The organism is Streptomyces thermoalcalitolerans, from assembly GCF_039525155.1.
GTDB classification, from domain to species: domain Bacteria; phylum Actinomycetota; class Actinomycetes; order Streptomycetales; family Streptomycetaceae; genus Streptomyces; species Streptomyces thermovulgaris.
On record NZ_BAAAHG010000011.1, the window covers coordinates 77,461 to 98,815 of the forward strand.

At 72.7% G+C, this 21,355-nt stretch carries 15 protein-coding genes and 1 pseudogene; 7 read left to right on the forward strand and 9 right to left on the reverse strand.

The window, feature by feature from the left end; translation table 11 throughout:
- Positions 1–66: 66 nt before the first annotated feature.
- From ABD224_RS09480 to ABD224_RS09490, 3 genes are all read right to left on the reverse strand, one after another.
- Positions 67–2,160, reverse strand: a complete 2,094-nt coding sequence (locus tag ABD224_RS09480) for a SpoIIE family protein phosphatase (RefSeq protein WP_344048944.1) — start codon at positions 2,158–2,160, stop codon at positions 67–69.
- Between the two features lie 88 nt (positions 2,161–2,248).
- A complete protein-coding gene (locus tag ABD224_RS09485) occupies positions 2,249–3,223 on the reverse strand; it encodes an alpha/beta hydrolase (RefSeq protein ID WP_344048945.1) in 975 nt (324 codons plus the stop codon).
- 340 nt (positions 3,224–3,563) lie between these two features.
- On the reverse strand, positions 3,564–4,127 hold the full coding sequence (locus ABD224_RS09490) for an NADPH-dependent FMN reductase (RefSeq protein WP_344048946.1): 564 nt from the start codon (positions 4,125–4,127) through the stop codon (positions 3,564–3,566).
- Positions 4,128–4,245: 118 nt separating this feature from the next.
- On the opposite strand from ABD224_RS09490, the gene ABD224_RS09495 reads away from it, so the two are divergent.
- Both ABD224_RS09495 and ABD224_RS09500 read left to right on the forward strand, forming a co-directional pair.
- On the forward strand, positions 4,246–4,917 hold the full coding sequence (locus ABD224_RS09495; protein ID WP_344048947.1) for a TetR/AcrR family transcriptional regulator: 672 nt from the start codon (positions 4,246–4,248) through the stop codon (positions 4,915–4,917).
- Between the two features lie 99 nt (positions 4,918–5,016).
- Complete coding sequence (locus tag ABD224_RS09500) at positions 5,017–6,051, forward strand: LacI family DNA-binding transcriptional regulator (RefSeq protein ID WP_425580950.1); 1,035 nt, start codon at positions 5,017–5,019, stop codon at positions 6,049–6,051.
- A 19-nt stretch (positions 6,052–6,070) separates the two neighbouring features.
- Here ABD224_RS09500 and trxA read toward each other — a convergent pair.
- Positions 6,071–6,463, reverse strand: a pseudogene (gene trxA, locus ABD224_RS09505) (thioredoxin); the annotation flags it as partial.
- Positions 6,464–6,771: 308 nt separating this feature from the next.
- Here trxA and ABD224_RS09510 point away from each other — a divergent pair.
- Positions 6,772–8,202, forward strand: coding sequence for a dihydrolipoyl dehydrogenase family protein (locus tag ABD224_RS09510; RefSeq protein WP_344048950.1), 1,431 nt, complete (start codon positions 6,772–6,774; stop codon positions 8,200–8,202).
- 487 nt (positions 8,203–8,689) lie between these two features.
- Here the strand turns inward: ABD224_RS09510 and ABD224_RS09515 are convergent, their stop codons facing one another.
- From ABD224_RS09515 to ABD224_RS09525, 3 genes are all read right to left on the reverse strand, one after another.
- Positions 8,690–9,349, reverse strand: coding sequence for a hypothetical protein (locus ABD224_RS09515; protein WP_344048951.1), 660 nt, complete (start codon positions 9,347–9,349; stop codon positions 8,690–8,692).
- 241 nt (positions 9,350–9,590) lie between these two features.
- Complete coding sequence (locus ABD224_RS09520) at positions 9,591–11,600, reverse strand: SMI1/KNR4 family protein (protein ID WP_344048952.1); 2,010 nt, start codon at positions 11,598–11,600, stop codon at positions 9,591–9,593.
- 187 nt (positions 11,601–11,787) lie between these two features.
- On the reverse strand, positions 11,788–12,570 hold the full coding sequence (locus tag ABD224_RS09525) for an SDR family NAD(P)-dependent oxidoreductase (RefSeq protein WP_344048953.1): 783 nt from the start codon (positions 12,568–12,570) through the stop codon (positions 11,788–11,790).
- Positions 12,571–13,057: 487 nt separating this feature from the next.
- On the opposite strand from ABD224_RS09525, the gene ABD224_RS09530 reads away from it, so the two are divergent.
- Positions 13,058–13,963: a HEAT repeat domain-containing protein gene (locus ABD224_RS09530; RefSeq protein ID WP_425580951.1), complete on the forward strand. Its 906-nt coding sequence runs from the start codon at positions 13,058–13,060 to the stop codon at positions 13,961–13,963.
- Positions 13,851–14,888, forward strand: coding sequence for a HEAT repeat domain-containing protein (locus ABD224_RS09535; protein ID WP_344048954.1), 1,038 nt, complete (start codon positions 13,851–13,853; stop codon positions 14,886–14,888). Before ABD224_RS09530 ends, ABD224_RS09535 begins: the two co-directional genes overlap by 113 nt.
- Positions 14,889–15,057: 169 nt before the next feature.
- Here the strand turns inward: ABD224_RS09535 and ABD224_RS09540 are convergent, their stop codons facing one another.
- Complete coding sequence (locus tag ABD224_RS09540) at positions 15,058–16,200, reverse strand: site-2 protease family protein (RefSeq protein ID WP_344048955.1); 1,143 nt, start codon at positions 16,198–16,200, stop codon at positions 15,058–15,060.
- Positions 16,201–16,311: 111 nt separating this feature from the next.
- Positions 16,312–18,429 carry a SpoIIE family protein phosphatase gene (locus ABD224_RS09545; RefSeq protein WP_344048956.1) on the reverse strand — a complete coding sequence of 706 codons (2,118 nt, stop codon included), beginning with the start codon at positions 18,427–18,429 and terminating at the stop codon, positions 16,312–16,314.
- Positions 18,430–19,418: 989 nt separating this feature from the next.
- Here ABD224_RS09545 and ABD224_RS09550 point away from each other — a divergent pair.
- Together ABD224_RS09550 and ABD224_RS09555 are read left to right on the forward strand one after the other, a co-directional pair.
- Complete coding sequence (locus ABD224_RS09550) at positions 19,419–20,618, forward strand: hypothetical protein (protein ID WP_344048957.1); 1,200 nt, start codon at positions 19,419–19,421, stop codon at positions 20,616–20,618.
- A gap of 12 nt (positions 20,619–20,630) precedes the next feature.
- Positions 20,631–21,221, forward strand: a complete 591-nt coding sequence (locus ABD224_RS09555; RefSeq protein WP_344048958.1) for a hemerythrin domain-containing protein — start codon at positions 20,631–20,633, stop codon at positions 21,219–21,221.
- Positions 21,222–21,355: the final 134 nt, after the last annotated feature.

A 21,355-nucleotide genomic window follows, 5' to 3' on the forward strand; every position in this document is an offset into this window, starting at 1 on the left:
TTTCTACCGAACGGTAACGTCCCGTGGGGGCGGGGAACAGCCCCCGCTCTCGCAGAGGGTTTCCGTTCAGCCCGCGGCGGCCGGCAGGCGGGCCGCGAGAAGGGCGATGTCGTCGCCGCTGACCGTGCACGCCTCTCGCAGGAGTTCGTCGCAGAACGTGCTCAGGGGGGCACCGGCCAGCCCGGCCGCGTGCCGGCGCAGACGCTCGAGCCCCTGGTCCAGGTCCTCGGTCGGCTGCTCGACCAGGCCGTCGGTGTAGAGCAGGACGGTGCTGCCGGGCTCCAGGGGCTCGGTGGCGCTGATGCGCAGCAGACCGTCGGGCTTGAGCCCGCCGAGCATGAGGTCCTGGGCGTCCTCCAGGAACCGCGCCCGGCCGTCGGCGGTGACCAGCAGCGGCGGCGGATGGCCGGCGACGCTGTAGCTGAGCTGTCGGCCGCCGCCCTCGGCCTCCTCGATCCTGGCGTAGACGCACGTGACCGTCCCCTCCTCGGGGCCCAGCAGGCAGGTGGCCCGGTCGAGCCGGCGCAGGACGTCCCCCGGGGGCTTTCGCCGGTCGACGATGATGCCGCGCAGCATGTTGCGCATCTTGCTCATGGTCACGGACGCCTGCAGATCGTGTCCGGAGACGTCGCCGATGATCAGTGCGGTGGCGCCGTCGGGGGTCACGAAGGAGTCGTACCAGTCGCCGCCGACCTCGTTCGCGGCGGCGCTGGACGCGTAGCGGGCCACGATGTCCAGCCCGGGCACCTCGGGAGGGGCGCCCAGGAGGCTCTCCTGCAGGGCGAGGGCGACACGCTGGGTGCGCCGCAGCTCCAGCAGCCGGCCGAAGGCGGGCGCGGTCCGGTCGAGGACCTCCTCGACCAGCGAGATCTCCTCCGCGCTGAAGGGCTCACGGTCCGCCGCGTACAGGGCGACGACCGCCCGGATCTCGCCGAGCACCACCACCGGCAGCAGGGCGACCTCCCGTATCCCGCCGGCCTGCGCCCACGCGGCCGCGCCCGGCGGTATGTCGGCCTCGGCGAAACCGTCGGGGCCCGCACGCCGAAGGGCGGTCCGTCCGCGCCGTACCACCTCGTCGAACAGGCTGCCCGGCGGGGTGCCCCGCAGTTCCCCGCCGGACGGGAAGGACGGCAGATGGGGAGCGGTCACCGTGGCCACATGCCGGGTCATCAGCGGGCCGGCCGCCTGGGGACGGACGCCCTCGGGCAGCAGATAGATGCCGCACGCGTCCGCCGGTTCGGGTACGAGGACACGCCCCACCGCCTCCAGCGCCGGCTCGGGCCGGTTCGGCCCGGACACCGCGATCGACGCCTGGCCGAGCAGGTCCTGGCGCCGCTCGCGCAGCCACTGGTCCTCGATGTCGGCGCAGGCTCCCACCCACTCGGTGACGTCGCCGTGCTCACGGACCGGCGCCACCCGCAGCGAGCAGTGCCGGTAGGTGCCGTCCCGGCGCCGCATCCGGTAACGGTGCTCGAACGAATCCGGCTCCGTGCGCACCACCCGGTTCCAGGCCTTGGCCAGGCCGGCGCGGTCCCGGGGGTGGGCGCTGTCCAGCCAGCCCCACCCGAGCAGCTTCTCCTCGGGCATGCCGGTGACCCGGTGCCAGCCGGAGCTGAGCTGGATCACGCGCCCGTCGCGGTCGGCCACCCACACCATCTGGACGCTGACCGCGATCAGGCTCTGGTAGCGGAGCAGGGCGCGCCGCCGCTGTTCCGCCTGCTCGTGGGCGGCCTCCTTGGCGGTCACCTCACCGGTGACGTCCACGATCACCACCAGCACCCCGTGGTCCCCGGGACCCGCCGGATCGCCGGGTGAGGTCTGCCGGGCCGAGCACGACAGGCTGATGCTGAACCACCGGTCACGGATCACTCCGCGCTCGTCCCGCAGGGTCATCGGGCTCTCCGGACCGATGACGACCGGCTCGCCCGTCTCGTAGACGACGTCCAGCAGGTGGAAGATCTGCTGCGGCTTCAGGTCGGCGAACAGCTGCCGGGCGGGGACGCCGTACTGACGCGTACCGAAGAGGTGCCGGTAGGTATCGTTGGTATAGACCAGGATGTGCTCCGGTCCGCGGAAGAGGGCCACACCCACAGGCGCGGGGTTGAAGACGGTCAGATCGGGAAAGGTGATCGGCCCGTCGCTGTTCGGAACGTCACTCATGACAGCAGCCCTCCGCCTGCTTCGCCCGGTTCGGGTACCCCGTTTCGGGCGCGACCGCGTCCGGGCCCGGACGCGCGGTGCGTGTCCTTTACCGTCCCAGCAGTCTGTGCAACCAGTCCAGCCGAGCCGTGTGAGCGGCCCGGGACAGGGCCGCCTCGGGGGCGAGGGCGTCGAAGCCGTGGAAGCCGCCGGGCCACACATGGAGCTCGGCGACACCGCCGGCCCGCCAGATGCGCGAGGCGTAGGCGACGACCTCGTCGCGGAAGGTCTCCGCGGAGCCGACGTCGAGGAAGGCCGGGGGCAGGCCGGAGAGGTCCGTGGCGCGGGCGGGGGCGGCGTACGGCGGCACATCGGGCCCGCCGCGCCGGTCGCCGAGCAGCGCCGTCCACGCGGTCTCGTTCGCCGTGCGGTCCCAGACGCCGACGCCCGTCATCTGATGGGCGGACGGTGTGTCGTTGCGGTCGTCGAGCATGGGGCTCATCAGCATCTGGCCGATCGGCCGCGGGCCGCCGCGGTCCCGCAGCAGCAGGGCCAGCGCCGCGGTCAGACCGCCGCCCGCGCTCGTGCCGGCGACGACGACGCGCCCCGGGTCGCCGCCGAGTTCCCCGGCGTGCTCCGCCGTCCACAGCAGGCCCGTCCGTACGTCCTCGACCGGCGCGGGATGCGGATGCTCGGGCGCCAGCCGGTACTCCACCGACACCACGACCGCGTTCAGCTCCCGCGCCCAGGGCAGCACCATGTCCACGCCGAGCCGGTTGTTCCCGACGACCATGCCTCCGCCGTGCGTGTAGTACAGGAGGGGCCGCGTCCCGCCGCCCGGCGGCGCGGTGGGCCGGCACACCAGCAGGGGCACGTCGGGAGCGCCCCCGGACCCCGGCGCCGTACGGTCCTCCACCACGAAGGCGCCGCCCAGGGTCAGGTCCGGCCCGGCCGCCGGGTCGAGGAGGGCGAGGGCCTGCCGGGCGGCCGGGATGTCCTGCGGGGCCAGACCCGGCCGCATGCCCCCCGCGGCGTCCAGGGCGGCGGCGAGCTCGGGGTCGAACGGGGGCGGGGGCTGCGTCATGGGCATCTCCTCGTCAGGGGGAAGCGACCGCTTGTGCGGCCGTTCACCGTCTACCCCCTGGACGCGGCGGTGTCCGGCTGCGAGTGCGCTCGAGCCCCTGGTGTCGCGAGGGCGGCCGGGAGGGGACCGAGGAGGAGCCGGATGCGCCGCTGTGCGACCTGGAGAGGGGCACACCGGGGCTGTGCGGCCTGGAGGAGGGGCGCACCGGGCCCGGCGTCGGCACCGTGCGGGTGGTGCGGACACGGCAGGGGCCGGAGCTTCCGGCTCCGGCCCCTGTGCTTCGGTCCTTTGCGCTGGTCCTTTGTGCTGGGCCTTTGCGCTTCGGCCGTTCGGGTGGGGCTCAGGCGGCCGTCGCGCCGCCGACCTGAGCCTGCAGCCGGGTCACGACCTCGGTGAGCTGCGCGGCGACCTCGGCGTCGTCGACCGGGTGGGTCTCGGCGAAGCGGGTGACGGAGTGGGGGATGGACAGCTTGATGTCCTCGGCCACCTTGCCGCCGGCGATGCCCGCGGCCTTGCGGGCCTCGTCCTGCGCCCACACACCGCCGTACTGGCCGAAGGCGGTGCCGATGACGGCGACGGGCTTGCCGACGAGGGCACCGGCCCCGTAGGGGCGGGACAGCCAGTCGATGGCGTTCTTCAGGACGGCCGGGATGGTGCCGTTGTACTCGGGGGAGAAGAGCAGGAAGGCGTCGGCGGATCCGGCGGCCTCACGCAGCTTGACGGCGGCGGCCGGGACGCTGCCCTCGACGTCGATGTCCTCGTTGTAGAAGGGGATGTCGCCCAGGCCCTCGTAGAGCACGATCTCGGCACCCGCCGGGGCGAGCTTCACCGCGGCCTCGGCGAGCTGACGGTTGTGCGAACCGGAGCGGAGGCTTCCGACGAGCGCGAGAATGCGAACAGACATGTGGGGGCTCCATTGGGGAGGTAGTGCCGTAACAAAGCGGACCGGGGTCCGCTTAAATTTTCTAGCAGCATAACCGGACCACGGTCCAGTTTTCTTCCCCGTGCTTTACGCTGTCTTCATGTCCCGCTCCCTGCCGCGCTGCCCCGAGCCCCAGAAGCCCCAGGACCCCGCGGTGACACCGGTGTTGCTCGACATCGGCACCGGCGAGGAGGAACCCGCCCTGCGGGCCGACGCGGCGCGCAACCGTGCCCGGCTGCTGGACGCCGCCGCGCGGCTGGTGGCGGAGCACGGCGCGGCCGGCGTCACGATGGAGGCGGTGGCCGCCGCCGCCAAGGTGGGCAAGGGCACGGTCTTCCGCCGCTTCGGCGACCGCACCGGCCTGCTGAACGCGCTGCTGGACCACTCCGAGAGGAAGTTCCAGGCGGCCTTCCTCAACGGCGAGCCCCCGATGGGCCCCGGCGCACCGCCCGTGGAGCGGCTGCGGGCGTTCGGCTGCGCCGCCCTGCGCCGCGCCGCCGACGACCTGGAACTGCAGCTGGCGGCCGAACCCTGCCCGGACCGCCGCTATCTCGCGCCGGCCCGCCGGGCCCGTCACGCCCATGTCGTGATGCTGCTGCGGCAGGCGGTCCCGGACGCGGACAGCGAACTCCTCGCCCAGACGCTGATGGGATACCTCGAACCCGCCCTCATCCACCACCTGACCCGGCAGTGCCGGATGCCGATGGAACGGCTGCAGGCCGGCTGGTGCGACCTGGTCGACCGCATCACCCGCACCGCACCGGGGCAGTGACGTCGCCCGCACGCTGTTTCTGCTTCAACTTCTGCGTGGTTTCCGGTAGTTGACCCGCCCGAAGCGTCGTTCGCGGCTTCTGCCAAGATGCGGTACGTCATGGTGCAGATCCCGAAACCCGCCGCGCCCCCATCGCCCGCACCACGCTCGGTGCCCACGAGTGCCGACGTGGCCCGACTGGCCGGCGTCTCGCGCGCGACCGTCTCCTACGTTCTGAACAACACCAGGGCCGTACGCATCAGCGAGCCCACGCGCCGCCGCGTCCACGAGGCCGCCAGAGAACTCGGATACGTGCCGCACGCGGCGGCCCGCAGCCTGCGCGCGGGGCACAGCCGCATGGTCCTGATACCCGCGCCGTCCGTCCCGGCCGGCCGGCTCTACGGCCGGTTCCTGCACGAACTCCAGTGGGCGCTCGGCCGTCTCGACTACACCGTCGTGCAGCACGGCACCATCGGTCTGCCCGGTGACGAGGCCGCCCGGGCCTGGGCGGAACTGCGGCCGGTCGCCGTCCTGGTCCCCGGCACGGGGCTCGGTCCCCAGGGCGTCGCGGTGCTCAAGCGCTCCGGCGCCCGGGCCGTGGTCACCGTCGGCCCGGAGGCTGTGGAGGGCGCCCACGCCCTGCTCATGGACCACGCGAGCGTGGGCCACCAGGCCGGCGCCCATCTGTACGAGCGGGGCCGGCGGCGCATCGGCGTGGTCGTGCCCGAGGAAAGCGGCCTGGACATGTTCTCCCGCCCGCGCCTGGAGGGCGTACGACGGGCCCTGGACGGCACCGACGGCAGCGTCACCGAACTGCCTCTCGGCTACGACGAGGACTCCGCGGCCCGCCTCGCCGCCCGCTGGCGCGGCCTCGGCCTGGACGCGGTGTTCGCCTACAACGACGAGTACGCGATGCTGCTGATGCGCGCCCTGCAGGACGCGGGCATCAGCATCCCCGAGGAGACGGCCGTGATCGGCGCCGACGACCTCATGCTCGGCCGGCTGCTGCGGCCCCGGCTGAGCACCGTCCACATCGACCTGCCCTCGGGCCGCGACCTCGCCGAGCTGGTCGACCGCGCCGTCCGGGACCCCGGCGCCCCGCTCGAGAGACACCCGGCGCTGGGCGCGCGGGTGGTGCACCGCGAGTCCACCTGAGACGGCCTGCGGGACGACCTCACCGCTCCTGCCGGCCGCCCTGCGCCTGCTGCTCGGCGATCGCCCTGCGGACCTCGTCCATGTCCAGCCTGCGGGCCTGCTCGATCACGTCCGCGAGCGCGGCCTCGGGCAGGGCACCCGGCTGCGCGTACACCGCGACCTGGTCACGGACGATCATCAGCGTCGGAATGGACTGGATCCCGAAGGCCGCCGCCAGTTCCGGCTGCGCCTCGGTGTCCACCTTGCCGAACACCAGGTCCGGATTCTCCTGGGCCGCCTTCTCGTAGACCGGGGCGAACTGCCGGCACGGCCCGCACCAGGAGGCCCAGAAGTCGACGAGAACGAAGTCGTTCTCGGCGACCGTCCGGTCGAAGTTCTCCTTGGTGAGCTCCACGGTGCTGCTCATGTCGTGTTCCCTCTTCCTGTGGGCTTCCGGTGGGGGGTTCCGGTGGTCTCTCGGTGGACTTCCGGCGGTCTCTGGGTGGACTTCCGGCGGTCTCTCGGTGGGGCTCCGGCGGGCTTCCGACGGGGCTTCGGGGCTTCCCAAGGGGGGATCCCGGCTTCCTGGTGGGGATCCGGTGGGGGCTGCAGAGGTTCTCCATAGGTTCTCCAGGGGGCTGACGCGGTGGGAAGCCACCCGCACAACACGGCCGACCCCACGGGTATTCCGGGGCACCTACCCGTGTGGCCGACCCGCACACCAGCCACCAGACTGACTTCATGACGGAAACGGAAACCAACGCGTACGACGTCGTGGTGCTCGGTGCCGGACCCGTGGGCGAGAACGTGGCCGACCGCACCCGCGCGGCCGGGCTGTCCACCGCGATCGTGGAGAGCGAGCTGGTCGGCGGCGAGTGCTCGTACTGGGCGTGCATGCCCAGCAAGGCCCTGCTCCGCCCGGTCCTCGCCCAGGCCGACGCCCGCCGCCTGCCCGGCCTGAGCCAGGCGGTACGAGGCCCCCTGGACGCCGCCGCGATCCTCGCCCGCCGGGACGAGTACACCTCCCACTGGCACGACGACGGGCAGGTGCGCTGGGTGGAGAGCATCGGCGCCGACCTGTACCGCGGGCAGGGCCGGCTGGCGGGAAAGCGCACGGTCACGGTCACCGGCGCCGACGGGGAGGTCAGGACGCTGACCGCACGGCACGCCGTCGCCGTCTGCACCGGGACCCGCGCCCGGCTGCCCGACCTGCCCGGCCTCGCCGAGGTCGGGCCGTGGACCAGCCGCGAGGCCACCAGTGCCAAGGAGGTGCCGCGGCGGCTGATCGTGGTCGGCGGCGGTGTCGTCGCCACCGAGATGGCCACCGTCTTCCAGGCCCTCGGCTCCCAGGTCACCGTCCTGGTCCGCGGCAAGGGGCTGCTGGCCCGCATGGAACCCTTCGTCGGCGAACTGGTCGCCGGGACCCTCGCCGAAGCGGGCGTCGACATCCGGACCGGCACCTCGGTGGAGTCGGTGACCCGGGAGAACGGCACCGTGATCGCCGTGACCGGCACCGGGGACCGCTTCGAGGCCGACGAGATCCTCTTCGCCACCGGACGTGCTCCGCGCACCGACGACATCGGTCTGGAGACCGTGGGCCTGGAGCCCGGCTCCTGGCTCTCCGTGGACGACACCCTGCGGGTCGAGGGCACCACCTGGCTGTACGCGTGCGGCGACGTCAACCACCGCGCCCTGCTCACCCACCAGGGCAAGTACCAGGCCCGGATCGCGGGCAACGCCATCAGCGCCCGCGCCGCGGGCGTACCGCTGCTGGAGACGGACCCCTGGGGCGCGCACTCCGCCACCGCCGACCACCGCGCCGTCCCCCAGGTCGTCTTCACCGACCCGGAGGCCGCCGCCGTGGGCCTCTCCCTCGCCGAGGCCGAACAGGCCGGCCACCGCGTCCGCGCCGTCGACGTCGACCTCTCCTCGGTCGCCGGTGCGTCCCTGTACGGCGACGGCTACCGCGGCCGCGCCCGCATGGTCGTCGACCTCGACGAGGAGATCCTGCGCGGCGTCACCTTCGTCGGCCCCGGCGTCGGCGAACTGCTCCACTCGGCGTCCGTCGCCGTCGCCGGGGAGGTCCCCATCGAGCGGCTGTGGCATGCGGTGCCGTCGTATCCGACGATCAGCGAGGTGTGGCTGCGGCTGCTGGAGGCGTACCGCGGCTGACGCCCCGGCCGTCGGCGCACCACGCACCGCCCTCGGCTCTTCCGGCCGACCTCGTCCCACGGCCCACCCCACCGGCCCACACACCGCACCGGCCCGACCTGTCCCTCACCCGCGGCTGCCGACGTACGTCTCCCTCCGGTCCCTCTGGAACCGGACTTCGAGTGGAACCGGACTTCGAGTACGCCGTCCCCTCCATGTCCGTCCATATGTCCGTCCATGTCCGGCGAGGCCCCTGCTGACGGCGTCCCCCGGCTTCGTCGAAACCACGGGGAAGGGTGCACCGACCTCCGGAGGCGGGTCGATGGCCACCTGCCTCAGCTGACCCCGCTCCACCCGACGTACAAGACCCCGGTACGGACTGCCGGAGTCCCCTTGTCGGCCGCACCGGAGAGCCTGCGAGTGCCGGCGGCAAGAGGGATCGTCAGGGACAGCCCTCCGCAGGACCGGCTGATGCCGTGGCCGGCACCCCACGCGCTCCGTGCGTCGGCTACACCTTCGCGTCGGCCTCGCTGATGTCCTGGTGCAGATGGGCCATCAGGTCGCCCAGCTCACCGACCTGGGCGGACGCGGACGGCGCCCGCCGGGCGGCATCCCGCACCCAGTCCGTCGCCGCCAGGGCGAGCCGCGCCGCGCCCTGCGGGTGCCGCTCGAAGAGGAGCTCCTCGATGCGGTAGGAGACGGCGCTGAGCGTCTCCGCGTCGGTGTCCGGCGGCAGGACGCCCTCCAGTTCGGCGGGAAGCGGGCTCTCGGCACGCAACGAGCGCAGGGCCTCGACGACGTCCGCGTCCTCGCTGTACCGGTCGAGGGTGCTCGTGAGCGCGACCAGCCGCGCGGTCAGGCGCGGAGGGCCGGGGTGGCGGTCCAGCCACCGCAGCAGCTCGGACTCGCCGCCGAGGTGCTCGACGACCGCGTGCAGCCGCTCCTTGCCCCTGTACGTCAAGGACCAGTTCAGGGGGAGGAGCTCGGCGACCTCCTCCGCGAGCCGCTGCTCCTCCGCGGCGTCCAGCGTTCCGTCGGTGAAGCGGAGGACCTTCTCCTCGTCCAGGCCGAACCTGTCGGGTGCGACGTGGTGCCGCGCGGGGCGTGACGCGCCCGCCCGCCGGTTCAGGAGGTGACCGGCGAGCTCGCTGAGCGGCTTGTCGTGCATGGATCCTCCCGGCGGACCGCTGCGGTGACGTTCTCCCGACCGATGAGTCCCCTGCTGTGGGGCAGCGCCGACGGGGTCCCGCACCCGTCGGCGGCTGTACCCCAACTGTGCCGGGCCGTGTGCGCGGGTGCGCGCCCGGTGACCCAGTCGGGCGACGACCGCACCGGCCGCACGCCCGCCGCCGTTCACGCCGTCGGGACCGCCCGCTGCTCAGGAGGACGGTCGGCGCTCAGGAGGACGTTCAGGAGGAGAAGCGTTCGTCGCAGTCCTCGCCGCCCCGGGAGGACGCGCGGCCCGGCCGGTCCCCACCTGCTTCGCGGTCGGTCGTCTCCCGTCCGTTCGCCGTCCGCCGGGGCGGCTTCCCGACCATGCGGAGCACCGCGTAGGTCTCGCCGTCCCCCGGAGGCCGCGTCCAGGAACGGGTGGTGAACGTGTGCAGCCGCCCCTTCACGATCGCGTGACGCGGCAGACGGACACCGAACTCCCGGGTCACCGCCTCCAGCAGCGAGCGTTCCGCCTCGGCGCCGGCCTTTGGACCGCCGAAGAACCGGCCCGGATCCAGTGCCCGTGGTATCTCCCCGCTTTTCCGGATCTCTCCGTCCGCATAGGTGAAGGCGTACTGCTCGGCACCGTCCCGTGCCACCGACAGATGGAAGAACGGTTCTCCGTACCACGACCTCAGGCCGCTCCACACCACCACCGCGCGGGTGCCCGTGCTGGCGGCCACGGCCGGGGAGACGAACCGCTGCCGGAGGAACGGGGCCGGATCTCCGTCGAAGGCGAAACTCCAGCCGGCGCCGGCCCGGCCGACCGCCATGAGAGCCTTGTCCTCATAGGTCGAGACCTCCCTCCGGCCGCGCCGCGCCCTGTGGCGTGCCTCCCAGAAGGTCATGGGTTCGTTCAGCACGATGTCGTCCCCGTCCGCGAGACGCCCGGGCAAGTCCTCCGGTCCCACGCCTTCCACCAGGACGAACCGGTAGGACGTGCGGTTGTTGCCCGGATCCGGCTCCGCGAGCCACGCCAGGCCGCCCGGGTCGAGCCCGGCGGTCGGAGCCGGCGCCTCACCCGTCTGCCCGCCCCGCGGAGTGGACAGCAGCTCGCGCCCCCGCTCCGGAGTCAGCAGCGGCCCGAGCACCGGGTCGGCCACCCATCCCAGCGGCGCCAGGTGGTCCGGCCCCAGCGGCTCCCACAGGGGCAGAGCGCTCATCAGCGTCCGCCACGCCCCGTCGGTGTCCCCCCACCGCGCCAGCTCCCGCGCCCGCTCGACCGCCTCCCCGAACGGCCCGGTCGCCGTGTACCGGTACGTGCCGTTCCTCACCTGGTCCAGCAGCGTGTGGGCCAGTGCCACCAGCTCGTCGTCGGCACCCCGCAGACGGAGCGTCAGCACGGAGTCGTCACGGTACGAGTGCGCCGCGTGCTCGGCGACCAGCGGCGGCAGCAGCTCGGACGCGTACCGCGGGTCCGTCAGCAGTCCGTCGAAGTACACCATGGAGGTCCGTCCGAGCAGTCGGCGTATCTGGTCGCCCAGCCCCGCTGCCCGCGGTCTGCCGTACTCCTTGGCCTCGTCCAGCGTCTTCTCGGCCCGTTCCCAGCCGCCGCGCAGTGCCTCCAGCCGGGCCTCCTCCACCAGGGCGTCCAGCCTTCGCGTCGTGTCGTTGACGAACGGCTCCCCGTCGCTCCGGCTCGCCCGCAGGCTGTGGAACTCCCGGTGCATGTCCCGCATGAACTCACGGAAGTTCGCATGCCTCCTGGGAGGTGCGGCCCGCCAGCTCGACCATGTGCAGACGGCCCACTCGCCGTCCTCGTCCACGTCCTCGGGATCCAACAGGACGTAAGTGACGTCGGACTCCACATCGAGCTGCAGCCCGCGCCGCCAGAGGCCCGCCTCCCGTCGTTCCTCGGGCCCGGCGTCCTCGTCCAGGTGTCCCTCGTACACGTCCGCGAGTCCCGACGCGTTGTTGTGCCAGTGCGCCTCCTCGGTCCCCGCCAGCAGCCACACGAACCCGCCCGCGTGCCGCCACCCGTTGCTGACCTTGAGGAACTCCCGGTATGACGGGGGCAGGCGTCGGCCGAGGCGCTTCTCCAGGGCCGTGATCCGCTCCTCGGACGCGGGCGGGAACCCCAGCCACCGCGCCCGCCGCGCGGCCTCGTCCTCCTCGCTCCGCGTCTCGTCGGCGGGCAGGGAGTCCGCCCACTCCTCGCTCCACCTGAGCAGGAAGGAGCGCCAGTCGAATGCCGTGGTGTCCGTCATGCGGCCGATGCTGTCACCCGCCACTGACAGGCAATAGGAGCATCAGGCAAGAGGAGCATCGGTGCTCCGCCACATCCTGCGGACCAGGGAACCTCCCGTCATACGAGCGGCCCGGCAGGCCGTGCCGGTGCACAGGTGTCTTGCCCGGATGGTCCCGGTTGATGAGAAGCCGGCGAACTCCGCGTCGTCAGACGGCGGTACGGCCGCCGTCCACGGGGAGCACGGCGCCCTGGACGAAACTTGCCGCGTCGCTGGCCAGATAGGCGATCGCCTCGGCGATCTCCTTCGGATCGGCCGGTCGGCCGACCGGGGCCTGGGCGGCCAGAGCATCAAGGGCCTCGCTCATGCCGGCCGTGCCCTCCGTGCGGGTGGGCCCGGGACGGACGGCGTTGACCCGCACCCCGCGCGGACCGTACTCCGCGGCCCACGCCTTGGTCAGCAGCTCCACGGCCGCCTTGCTCGACCCGTACAGGGCCGTGCCCGCCATCCCGAAGGCGGCGACCATGGTGCTCACGTTGACGATCGCACCGCTGCCCCGCTCGGCCATCGCCGGCGCGAGTTCCGCCACCAGGAGGAACGGCGCCTTCACATTCACCGCGTAGACGGCGTCGACCTCGTTCTCCGTCGTCTTTTCGGTGGGCCCGAGCGGGTAGATGCCCGCGTTGTTCACCAGGAGGTCGACCCGGCCGCCCCCCAGGTCCATGGCCCGCCGCGCCAGCTGCCGTACCGATGGTGCCTCGCGCAGATCAGCGGCGACGAAGTCGGCCGTGCCGCCGTGGCCGCGGACGGCGGCGACCACGGACTCGCCGAGGGAGCGGCTGCGGCCATGGACCAGGACGTGGGCGCCCCGCTGGGCCAGCAGTACCGCGGTCGCGGCGCCGATGCCGCTGGTCGCTCCGGTCACCAGGGCCACGCGTCCGGTCAGATCAAGAGCACCCATGAGGTTGTCCTTCGCCTGCGGGGAGAGCATCCCCGTCACCGTGGATTCCGTTCTCGCTCTCGTCCTCGTCCTTGGCTCTCGTTCTCGGTGATTCCTGGGATCGCCGTGAGTCCGGGGGGGCTGTTCCGAATGGCCGTGATCTTCACGGGGGCGCCGGGCTGCAGGGACCGGTGACAGATGCATGTGCGCCCCTGTGTGACACAGATGGCCGCCCTTGGTGGCCCCTACGGCCAAGGTATGACGGCCGCGCACGTCTCGCGCGTTCACCTGAGCCCGGGGACGTGGCCCCGGCAGCCTTGACCGTCGTGCCGAGTCGCGCTGTTACATGCGCGGTGGTGTCCCGGCAGCGTCACCCAGCGTGTTCGGCATGTGCGAGCTGCGTTCCGGGCCGGTGGATCTTCTCTTCCAGGATCTTCTCTCCCCGGATCTTTCCTTCCTCCCTTTGGATCTTTCCTTCTTCCCGCAGGCCACGGGCTTGACCTTGACACAGTGACAAGGTGTCCCCTGGGCGCAGGAGGTGGTTTCGATCAAACCGACCAGCGGAACCCCGCAGCGTGCCCGCGTGCTCGACGCCCTGAGCGCCGGGAACTCGTCGGTCCGGCTTCAGGCGGCCCTGGCGGCCGGCTCGGACCCCGACCCCGGCTTCCTGGAGACACTCGTCGAGCGGTGCGCGGTCGAGCCGGACTTCTTCGTGCGGGACATGCTGTCCTGGGCGCTGACCCGTCTCCCGCCGGAGATCACCCTGCCCCGGATCCGCCGGGAACTCGGCTCCGAGCGGGCCCAGGCCCGCAGCCAGGCGCTGCACACACTCTCCAAGATCGGCGACAGGAGGGCGTGGGCCTGGATCACCCGCGACATGCTGCGCGACGCCGACGACGAGGTCGCGCGGACAGCGTGGCGCGTCGCGGTCGCCCTCGCACCCGAGGACGCGAGGAAGGACCTGGCCGGTGAACTGGTCACGCAGCTCGGCCGGGGCGACCGCGAGGTGCGGCTGAGCCTGAGCCGGGCCCTCGTCGACCTCGGCGACGTGACCAGGCCCGCCCTGGAGCGGGCCATGATGAGCCCCGACCCGGCGGTGGCCGCGCACGCCCGTGCCACCGAGCTGCTGCGCAAGAACCCGGAGGCCGGTTTCGACGCGGCCGTCGACGAGGCGAGGCGCATCGTCGCCCTCGGCCCGGAGCGGGCCGCTGCCGCCGACGCCGCCACGGCTGCGGCGGAAGCCGCCGGGCCCGCGGGGACGACCGAGGCGACGGAGGCTGCGAAGGTGGGGGGGAGAACGAAGCGGCCGGGGCGGCTGAGGAGGTCGTGGAATGCTGATCGGCGAGGTGGCCCGCCGCTCGGGGGTGAGCACGCGGATGCTCCGCCACTACGACGCCCTCGGGCTGGTGCGGCCGACCGGTCGCACCGTGGGCGGCTACCGTGAGTACTCCGCCGAGGACGTCCGCAGGATCTTCCACGTGGAGAGCCTGCGCTCCCTCGGGCTCTCGCTCAAGCAGACCGGGCGTGCGCTGGAGGACCCGGATTTCACCCCGTCCGCCCTGGTCCGCGATCTCATCCGGTGGACGGAGGACCGCCTGGAGCGGGAACGGGAACTGCTCGAGCGGCTCCGCGTGATCGATGCGTCGGCGCCCGCCGACTGGCAGGACGTCCTGCGCATCGTCGAACTCATGCAGGGGCTCGGCTCGGCCAGCGCCGCGCGCAGACAGCAGGCCGTCCTGACCCGGCCGGAGGGCGCGTCGGTTCCCGCCGGGCTGCTGGCCGAGGCGGTCCTGACCGAAGCCGATCCCCATGTCGCGGGCGCGCTGCGCTGGGCGCTCGCCCAGTCGGACGGCGACGGTGTGGCGGTCCTGGCTGCCGGCATGCGCTCAAAGGACGCCGAGACCCGGCGGCGGGCGGTGCGGGCGATCGCCGAGCTGCCCGGGACCCCGGAGACGACCGCGGTGCTCGCGGACGCGCTCGAGGACCCGGACCCGGCGGTGCGCGGGCATGCCGCCCTGGCACTGGGCAGGCGGGGGAGGACCGAGGCTGTGCCGGCGCTCGTCGCCATGGTGGTCGAGGGCTCCCACGACGTCGACGCGGCGGAGGTTCTGGGAACACTGTCCCGGGACCCCGGGTGCGCGGACCGGATTCTGGCCGCGCTGGCCGGCGAACTCGCCGCACCCACCGCGGACTCCGCGACACGGATCCGTCTGACCCAGGCACTGGTCGAGCTGCCGGGGACCGCCGCGCGGGAGGTCCTGCGACGCCTGGCCCACGACGACGACCGTGCTGTCGCCCTCGTCGCCTCGGCCTTCGCCGCGGTTCTGGACGAGCGGTCCCCCGAGGACGGGGACGGCGAGGATTCCTGAGGGCACGCGGGCCGGGGTGCCGCGGCGCCGCGTTCCTGGACGCCGCCTTCACCGTTTACGAGCCGTCCGGTCTCCGGGCCGCTCCCCGGGACCGCCTCCGGGCCTTCGGCGCACGCCTTCTGCGTTGCCTGTGACGTTTCTGTGCTGCCTGTGATATCCGCGGCCGGGGTCAGGAGGGCCGGCCGCGCCCCGCGGGGGAGGACGCCAGCCAGGAGGTGACCCGGCTGATGTCGGAGCTGGTGACCATGCCCGCGACCCGGCCGTTCTCGACCACGAGGGCGCGGTGCGCCGGACTGCTGTCCAGCGCGGGCAGGAGGTGCACCAGCGGGTCGTCGGGGTGGGGTGTGGGAATGTCCTCGACCGGGATCATCACCGAGGTGACGGGGGAGTCCCGCTCCGCCTCCGGAACACCGGCGGCGGTCCTCACCTGCACCAGCCCGACGGGATGCCGCTCCTCGTCGACGACGGGAAAGGCGGAGTGCCGGTAGCGGAACTCGGGAGCCGTGAGGAACTGGGCCACGGTGAGGGAGGCGGGCACGGTCACGGGGTCGGGGCCCATCGCCTGGCGCACCGGGACGCCGCTCAGCAGCTCCCGCAGCTTCGCCTGGCCGCCTTCCGCGCTCGCCATGGCGATGATGAACCAGCCGATGACGACGAGCCAGAAGCCGTTGAAGACCGCACCGGCCAGGACGAGGTAGAGCCCGGCGCCGGTCAGGAGCCAGCCCAGCGCGCGTCCGGCGCCGGTCGCCACCGCGGTCGCGCGCAGCGCACTGCCCGTCTTGTGCCACACCAGGGCCCGCAGCAGCCGTCCACCGTCCAGTGGGGCGGCGGGCAGGGCGTTGAAGACGGCCAGCAGGACGTTGATGCCCGCGAGCCACGCGAGTGTCTCGACGGCCGGCCCGGCGCCGTACAGGGCATCGAACAGTGCCGCGAGAACTCCGAAGAACACGCCGAGCAGCAGACTGACCAGCGGGCCGACCCCGGCGATGCGGACTTCGGCGGCGGGGGTGGGGGCCTCGCTCCTCAGCCGGGCGACGCCTCCCAGGAGCCACAGCGTGATGTCGTCGACGCCCACGCCGTTGCGGCGGGCCACGAGGGCGTGGCTGAGCTCGTGGGCCAGCAGGGACAGGACGAAGACGACGGCTCCCAGGATCCCGGCGAGCCAGTACTGCCAGGGCGGCCGGCCGGGGTGGACGTCGGGGAACCGGCTCGCGAGGCCCAGGGCGAGCACGCCGACGATGAACAGGACGCTCCAGTGCACTCCGATCCGGATGCCGGCCACGCGCCCGAGCGAGAAGGTCGCCTTCACCACGGATGTGCCTCCCTTTGTGCGCCGTGTGCCGTGCCGGGTTCCACACAGCCGGGGCCCGACCCGTCGTCCGGCACCGGACAGGGGCGCCCGCACCCTCGTGCCCCGCGGTGCTCAGCCGTCGGGGAGGGGCCGGGCCCGGGCGACGAGCAGGGCGACGTCGTCGTGGTCGTCGGGGCGGCGCAGGGTGTGCAGGAGCCGGTCGCAGGTCTCCTCCAGGGGGCGTTTCGGATCGTCGAGGAGGCCGAGGAAGGTCTCCAGACGCCGGTCGATGGGCTCGTCCCGGGTCTCGACCAGGCCGTCGGTGTAGAGGACCAGCAGGTCGCCGGGGCCCAGCTCGAAGGTGGTGGTCCGGAACGGGATGCCGCCGACCCCGAGGGGCGCGCTGGTGGGCAGGTCGAGCAGCCGCGGGGCGTGGCCGGGGCGGACCAGGGCGGGGGGCAGGTGGCCGGCGAGGGAGACGTGGCACTGCGCGCGATGCGGGTCGTAGACGGCGTAGGCGCAGGTGATGATGGCCTCTTCCAGGCGGGTGCTGGTGTGGTCGAGACGTTCCAGCACCTCCGCGGGGGCGAGGTCCAGATCGGCGAAGGCGCGGGTGGCGGTGCGGAGCTGGCCCATGGTGGCGGCGGCGTTGACGCCGCTGCCCATGACGTCGCCGACCACGAGGGCGGTCTTGTCCCCGGCCAGGGGGACGGCGTCGAACCAGTCGCCGCCGACCTCGGCGGTGGCCTCGGCGGGCTGGTACCGGCCGGCGACCTCCAGACCCGTCAGGTGCGGCGGGTGCTGGGGGAGCAGGTGGCGCTGGAGGGCGAGGGCCGTGTGACGCTGGCTGCGGTACCAGCGGGCGTTGTCGATGGACAGGGCGGCGCGGGCGGCCAGCTCGCCGGCCAGGACGGCGTCGTCGTGGGTGAACGGCTCGGGGGTGTCGATGCGCAGGAGGCACAGGACCCCGAGGATCTCGCCGCGGGCGGTCAGCGGCACGGCCAGGTAGGAGTGGAGCCCGGCGCGGGCCAGAAGCTCGGCCGCCTCGGGGGAGCGGGCGATGCGCCGCAGGTCGTGGCGGCCCACGTGGGGCACCCGGACCGGACGGCAGAGGTTCACGCACCGGGCGGCCAGACGGTCGGTGTCGTAGACGGTGAGTTCGCCGGGAGGGTCGGCGGCGCGGACGGCCTCGGTGGGACCGGCCGCGGCCACGGCGAGGGAGCGGAACAGAGCGGGCCCTTCGTGTTTCTCCGCCACATGACCCTGCAGAGCGCTGTCGAGCGCGTCCACCGTGGCCACGTCGGCGAGGTCCGGCACGCACACGCCGGCCAGCTCGCGGGCGGTCCGCTCGAGGTCGAGCGTGGTCCCGACACGCAGGGTGGCGTCGGCGATCAGGGTGAGCCGCCGCCGGGCCCGGGACGCCTCGATCTCCGCCCGGTGCCGCTCGGTGACGTCCACGACCGAGGCGGCCACCCCCAGGACCCGCCTGTTGGGGTCCTCCAGCCGGTAGGGGGAGACCGACCAGGCATGGTCGTGGCCGGGGTCGGCCGGGGTGCGGCCGATCACGAGCTGGTCCAGCTGCGGGACTCCGGACCTCAGCACCTGGCGGATCGCGGATTCGACCTCGGGGCCCAGATGCGGCATGACCTCGCGTGGACGTCGGCCGATGTGCTCGGCGGCGGGCAGACCGTTGATCCGCTCCAGCGCCGGATTGACGGTCACGAACCGCAGATCGGTGTCCAGGACGGCCAGCCCGATCGGGGACTGCTCGATCAGGCGCACCGACAGCGCCAGTCCCCGCTCCACCTCCCGCAGCGTGGCCTGGTCGGAGGCGATGCCCAGGGCGTAGACGCCCCCTCGGCCGTTCTCCAGCCGCATATTGCGGAACTCCACCATCCGGGTGCTGCCGTCCTTGCAGCGGATGGGGAAACCGCCGGCCCAGCTCTCGCCGTTCCCCATGAGCCGGGCGAACAGCTCGAGCACCTGCTCCAGGTGCTTCTCCTCGAGCAGCAGCCGGCCCGCGTACTGCCCCAGGGCCTCCTCGGCGGTGTAGCCGAACAGGGCCTCGGCCTGCGGGCTCCACAGCACGACCCGCCCCTCCGCGTCGAGGACGACGGCTGCGACCCCCAGGACGTCCAGCAGTCCGCCCGGAGCGGAGGAGACGTCCTTTATCTTTATCTCTTCGGCTATCTGTTCGGCTATCTGCTCGGCCCGGCCGTGAACAGTTCCGGAGGCTCCTTTCGCGGTCATGGCGACAACCCCTTCCACCGGCTGCCGCACAGCGAGCGTGCGCCGTGCGGCCTGCGCCGGTCCTTGCCGGCTCCGGAGTCTGCCTGGACCGGCCGGTCACGCTCTGAGGAGAGCCGGGTACCCCGCATCTCGTCCAGCACCGCGATGGCCGTGTCCGCGGTGAATTTCCGCAGAGAATTTCCGCGGTGAATTCGGCGGACTCGGTGAGCGCGGTGAATCCCGCGGTGGGTCCGCGGCGAGTTTGCGGTGAGGAGGCCCCGGCAGGACGGACAGGCCCGGATCGCACCGTACGCGGGCCGCGGTCAGGCCGTGCGTACGGCCGGGCGGCCGGCCCCGACGGAAAACCGCACCCGCCGTCCGGCCCGTGTCCTCGGCGGATCGCCGTTCCCGCTGCCGGACAGGTGCCGGCAGCGGGAACGGCGGCCGCGCGAAGCGGGCACGAACCGGACGGGTGTGTGACGCCCGTCACAAGGGATTGTGTGCACGGTGCCACTCCGGTTTGTGGCGTGTCAGGGAGGGAAACGCCGCGTGGTGCGGAAATCCGGTGCGGCGCCGGGGTGAGCGGCGGCACGTTGTGGCTCCGGCCGCTGACCTGAGCACGCCCGCGCAGCCACATCCGCGGAACCGCACTCGCGCAATCGGGCGCGCGACGGTCGAGATCGAGCCCGGTCGCACGGACGCCCGGAAGTTCGATCGCCCAGTGGTCGGCCGGCACAAGCGTGCGGGACGACAGGTCGTGCCCTCGAGTGGAAGCGCCTTCGACAGGGACAGGGCGAGGTCCGCGCACACCGGGCCCGCGCGGAAGGGCGGAAGGGCTCGGTGTGTCGCGCGGAGGTGGGCTGGTCGAGGGGGAGAAGCACGCGGGTGGGGGAGCAGCGGTGGCCGGACGGTGCGGGCGGTGGTCGGATGCGGGGGCGGGCCTGTGCCGACTGCTGGAGTGACGGGCCTGCGCCGGCGTGCAAGCCGTTCCGCCCTCAGGAGGCCCCGGTATGACCTTCAATCCGCTCGAGCAGCGGGGGATTCCGCTGGACCGTCAGCTGCGCAACTGGCGTGAGCTGAATGTACAGCCGATCGATCCGGACCACTGCGACCCGTACACCCGGTGCCGGATCATCACCATGAACGGCATCGAGACCGAGGCGATCCTCTTCGGCCACCACCTCGCCCGTCATACGTCCGATCCCGAGCTCAAACGACAGCTGGCCCGCACCCGGTACATCGAGGCACAGCAGCAGCGGGTGGTGAACTGGCTGCTGCCCGGGGTGTCGTCGGTCCTGGAGACGACGATCGCCTACGAGCAGGTGGCGGTGGACCTGACCGCGTGGGTGGCGCGGATGGAGCCGGACCCGTATCTGAAGCAGGCCTACGAGTTCGGGGTGCTGGAGGACTTCGACCACCTGTACCGGTACGCCAACCTGTACGAGATGATCGAGCACCGCAAGGCCGAGTCGGTGGTCGACAACCTCACCGAGGTGATGCCGGGCCGTCCGACGAAGTACCACCACCGCGACCCGTACGACAACGTCCGCGACCCCTACGACAGGACCACGGTCAACCCGCTGTCGAAGCTGCACGCGCTGACCGTCATGGCGGCGGAGCAGCAGACGATGAACTTCTACATGAACACCGGCCCCACCTACATGGAGCCGATCGCCCGCCAGCTGTACCAGGAGATCGGGCTGATCGAGGAGGAGCACGTCACCCACTACGAGTCGCTGGTGGACCCGGGGGAGACGTGGTGGGAGCAGCTGGTCAACCACGAGTACAACGAGTGCTACCTGTACTACTCGTTCATGGAGCAGGAGAGCGACCCGAAGGTCAAGGCCATCTGGGAGCTGCACCTGAACATGGAGCTGGAGCACCTGCGCATCGCCTGCGACCTGATGCGCCGCCACGACGGCCGCGAGCCGCAGGAGATCCTCGCGCCGGAGCTGCCCAACGTGCTCACCTTCGAGCCCAACAAGCAGTACCTGCGCGAGCTGCTGGCCACCCAGATCGATCTGACCACGCTCGGGGCCGGCTATGTGCGCGAGGCGCACGAGCGGTTCGAGAGGATGCAGCAGCAGATCCACGGCGGCGAACAGCCTCCGAGCGAGCGGGTCATGGCCGAGCATGACGAGATGTTCGGCCGCGAGTACCGCGTGGAGACCGAGGGCGAGCACCCCGACCCCGCCCTGCGCGAGCGCTGAGGGGAGGCAGCGATGTCCGACATCCACACCCCGCAGGCCGGTGACGACCAGGCGTCCGACACCGACGTCGTCTCCCTGCTGATCCGCCAGCACGGCGACATCCGCAACCTCTTCGACGAGGTCGAGGCCACCACCGGAGAGGAGCGCCGCGCTGCCTTCCGCCGCCTGGTGCGCCTCCTGGCGGTGCACGAGACGGCCGAGGAGGAGGTGGTCCACCCCTACGCGCGCCGCAAGCTGCCCGGCGGTGACCAGGTCGTGGAGGACCGGCTGGCCGAGGAGCGCGAGGCGAAGGAGACACTCGCCGCCCTCGACGAGATGGACCCCGACGACCCCGAGTTCATGCCCCGGCTGCTGGCCCTGCGCACCGACGTCCAGGAGCACGCGCGGGCCGAGGAGCGCTACGAGTTCACCCACATCCGGCGCACCGCCGATCCCGCGGAACTCGCCTCCATGGCCAAGGCCCTCAAGGCCGCCGAGGCCATGGCCCCCACCCGCCCCCACCCGGGAGCCGAGACCGCCGCGGCCAATGTGGCACTCGGCCCCCTGGCCGCGGTCATGGACCGCACCCGCGACGCCATCCGCAAAGTCATGGGCAAGAGCTGAGCCACGGTACACCGGTGCGTGGCGGACGCACGGCTGCCCGCGGGACCACCCGCTCCGGCCCGCTGGTCCCGCGGGCAGCCGTGGTGAGGAGCAGCGAGGGCAGCCGCCGAGGAGCGCGCCCCGGCGAAAGCCGG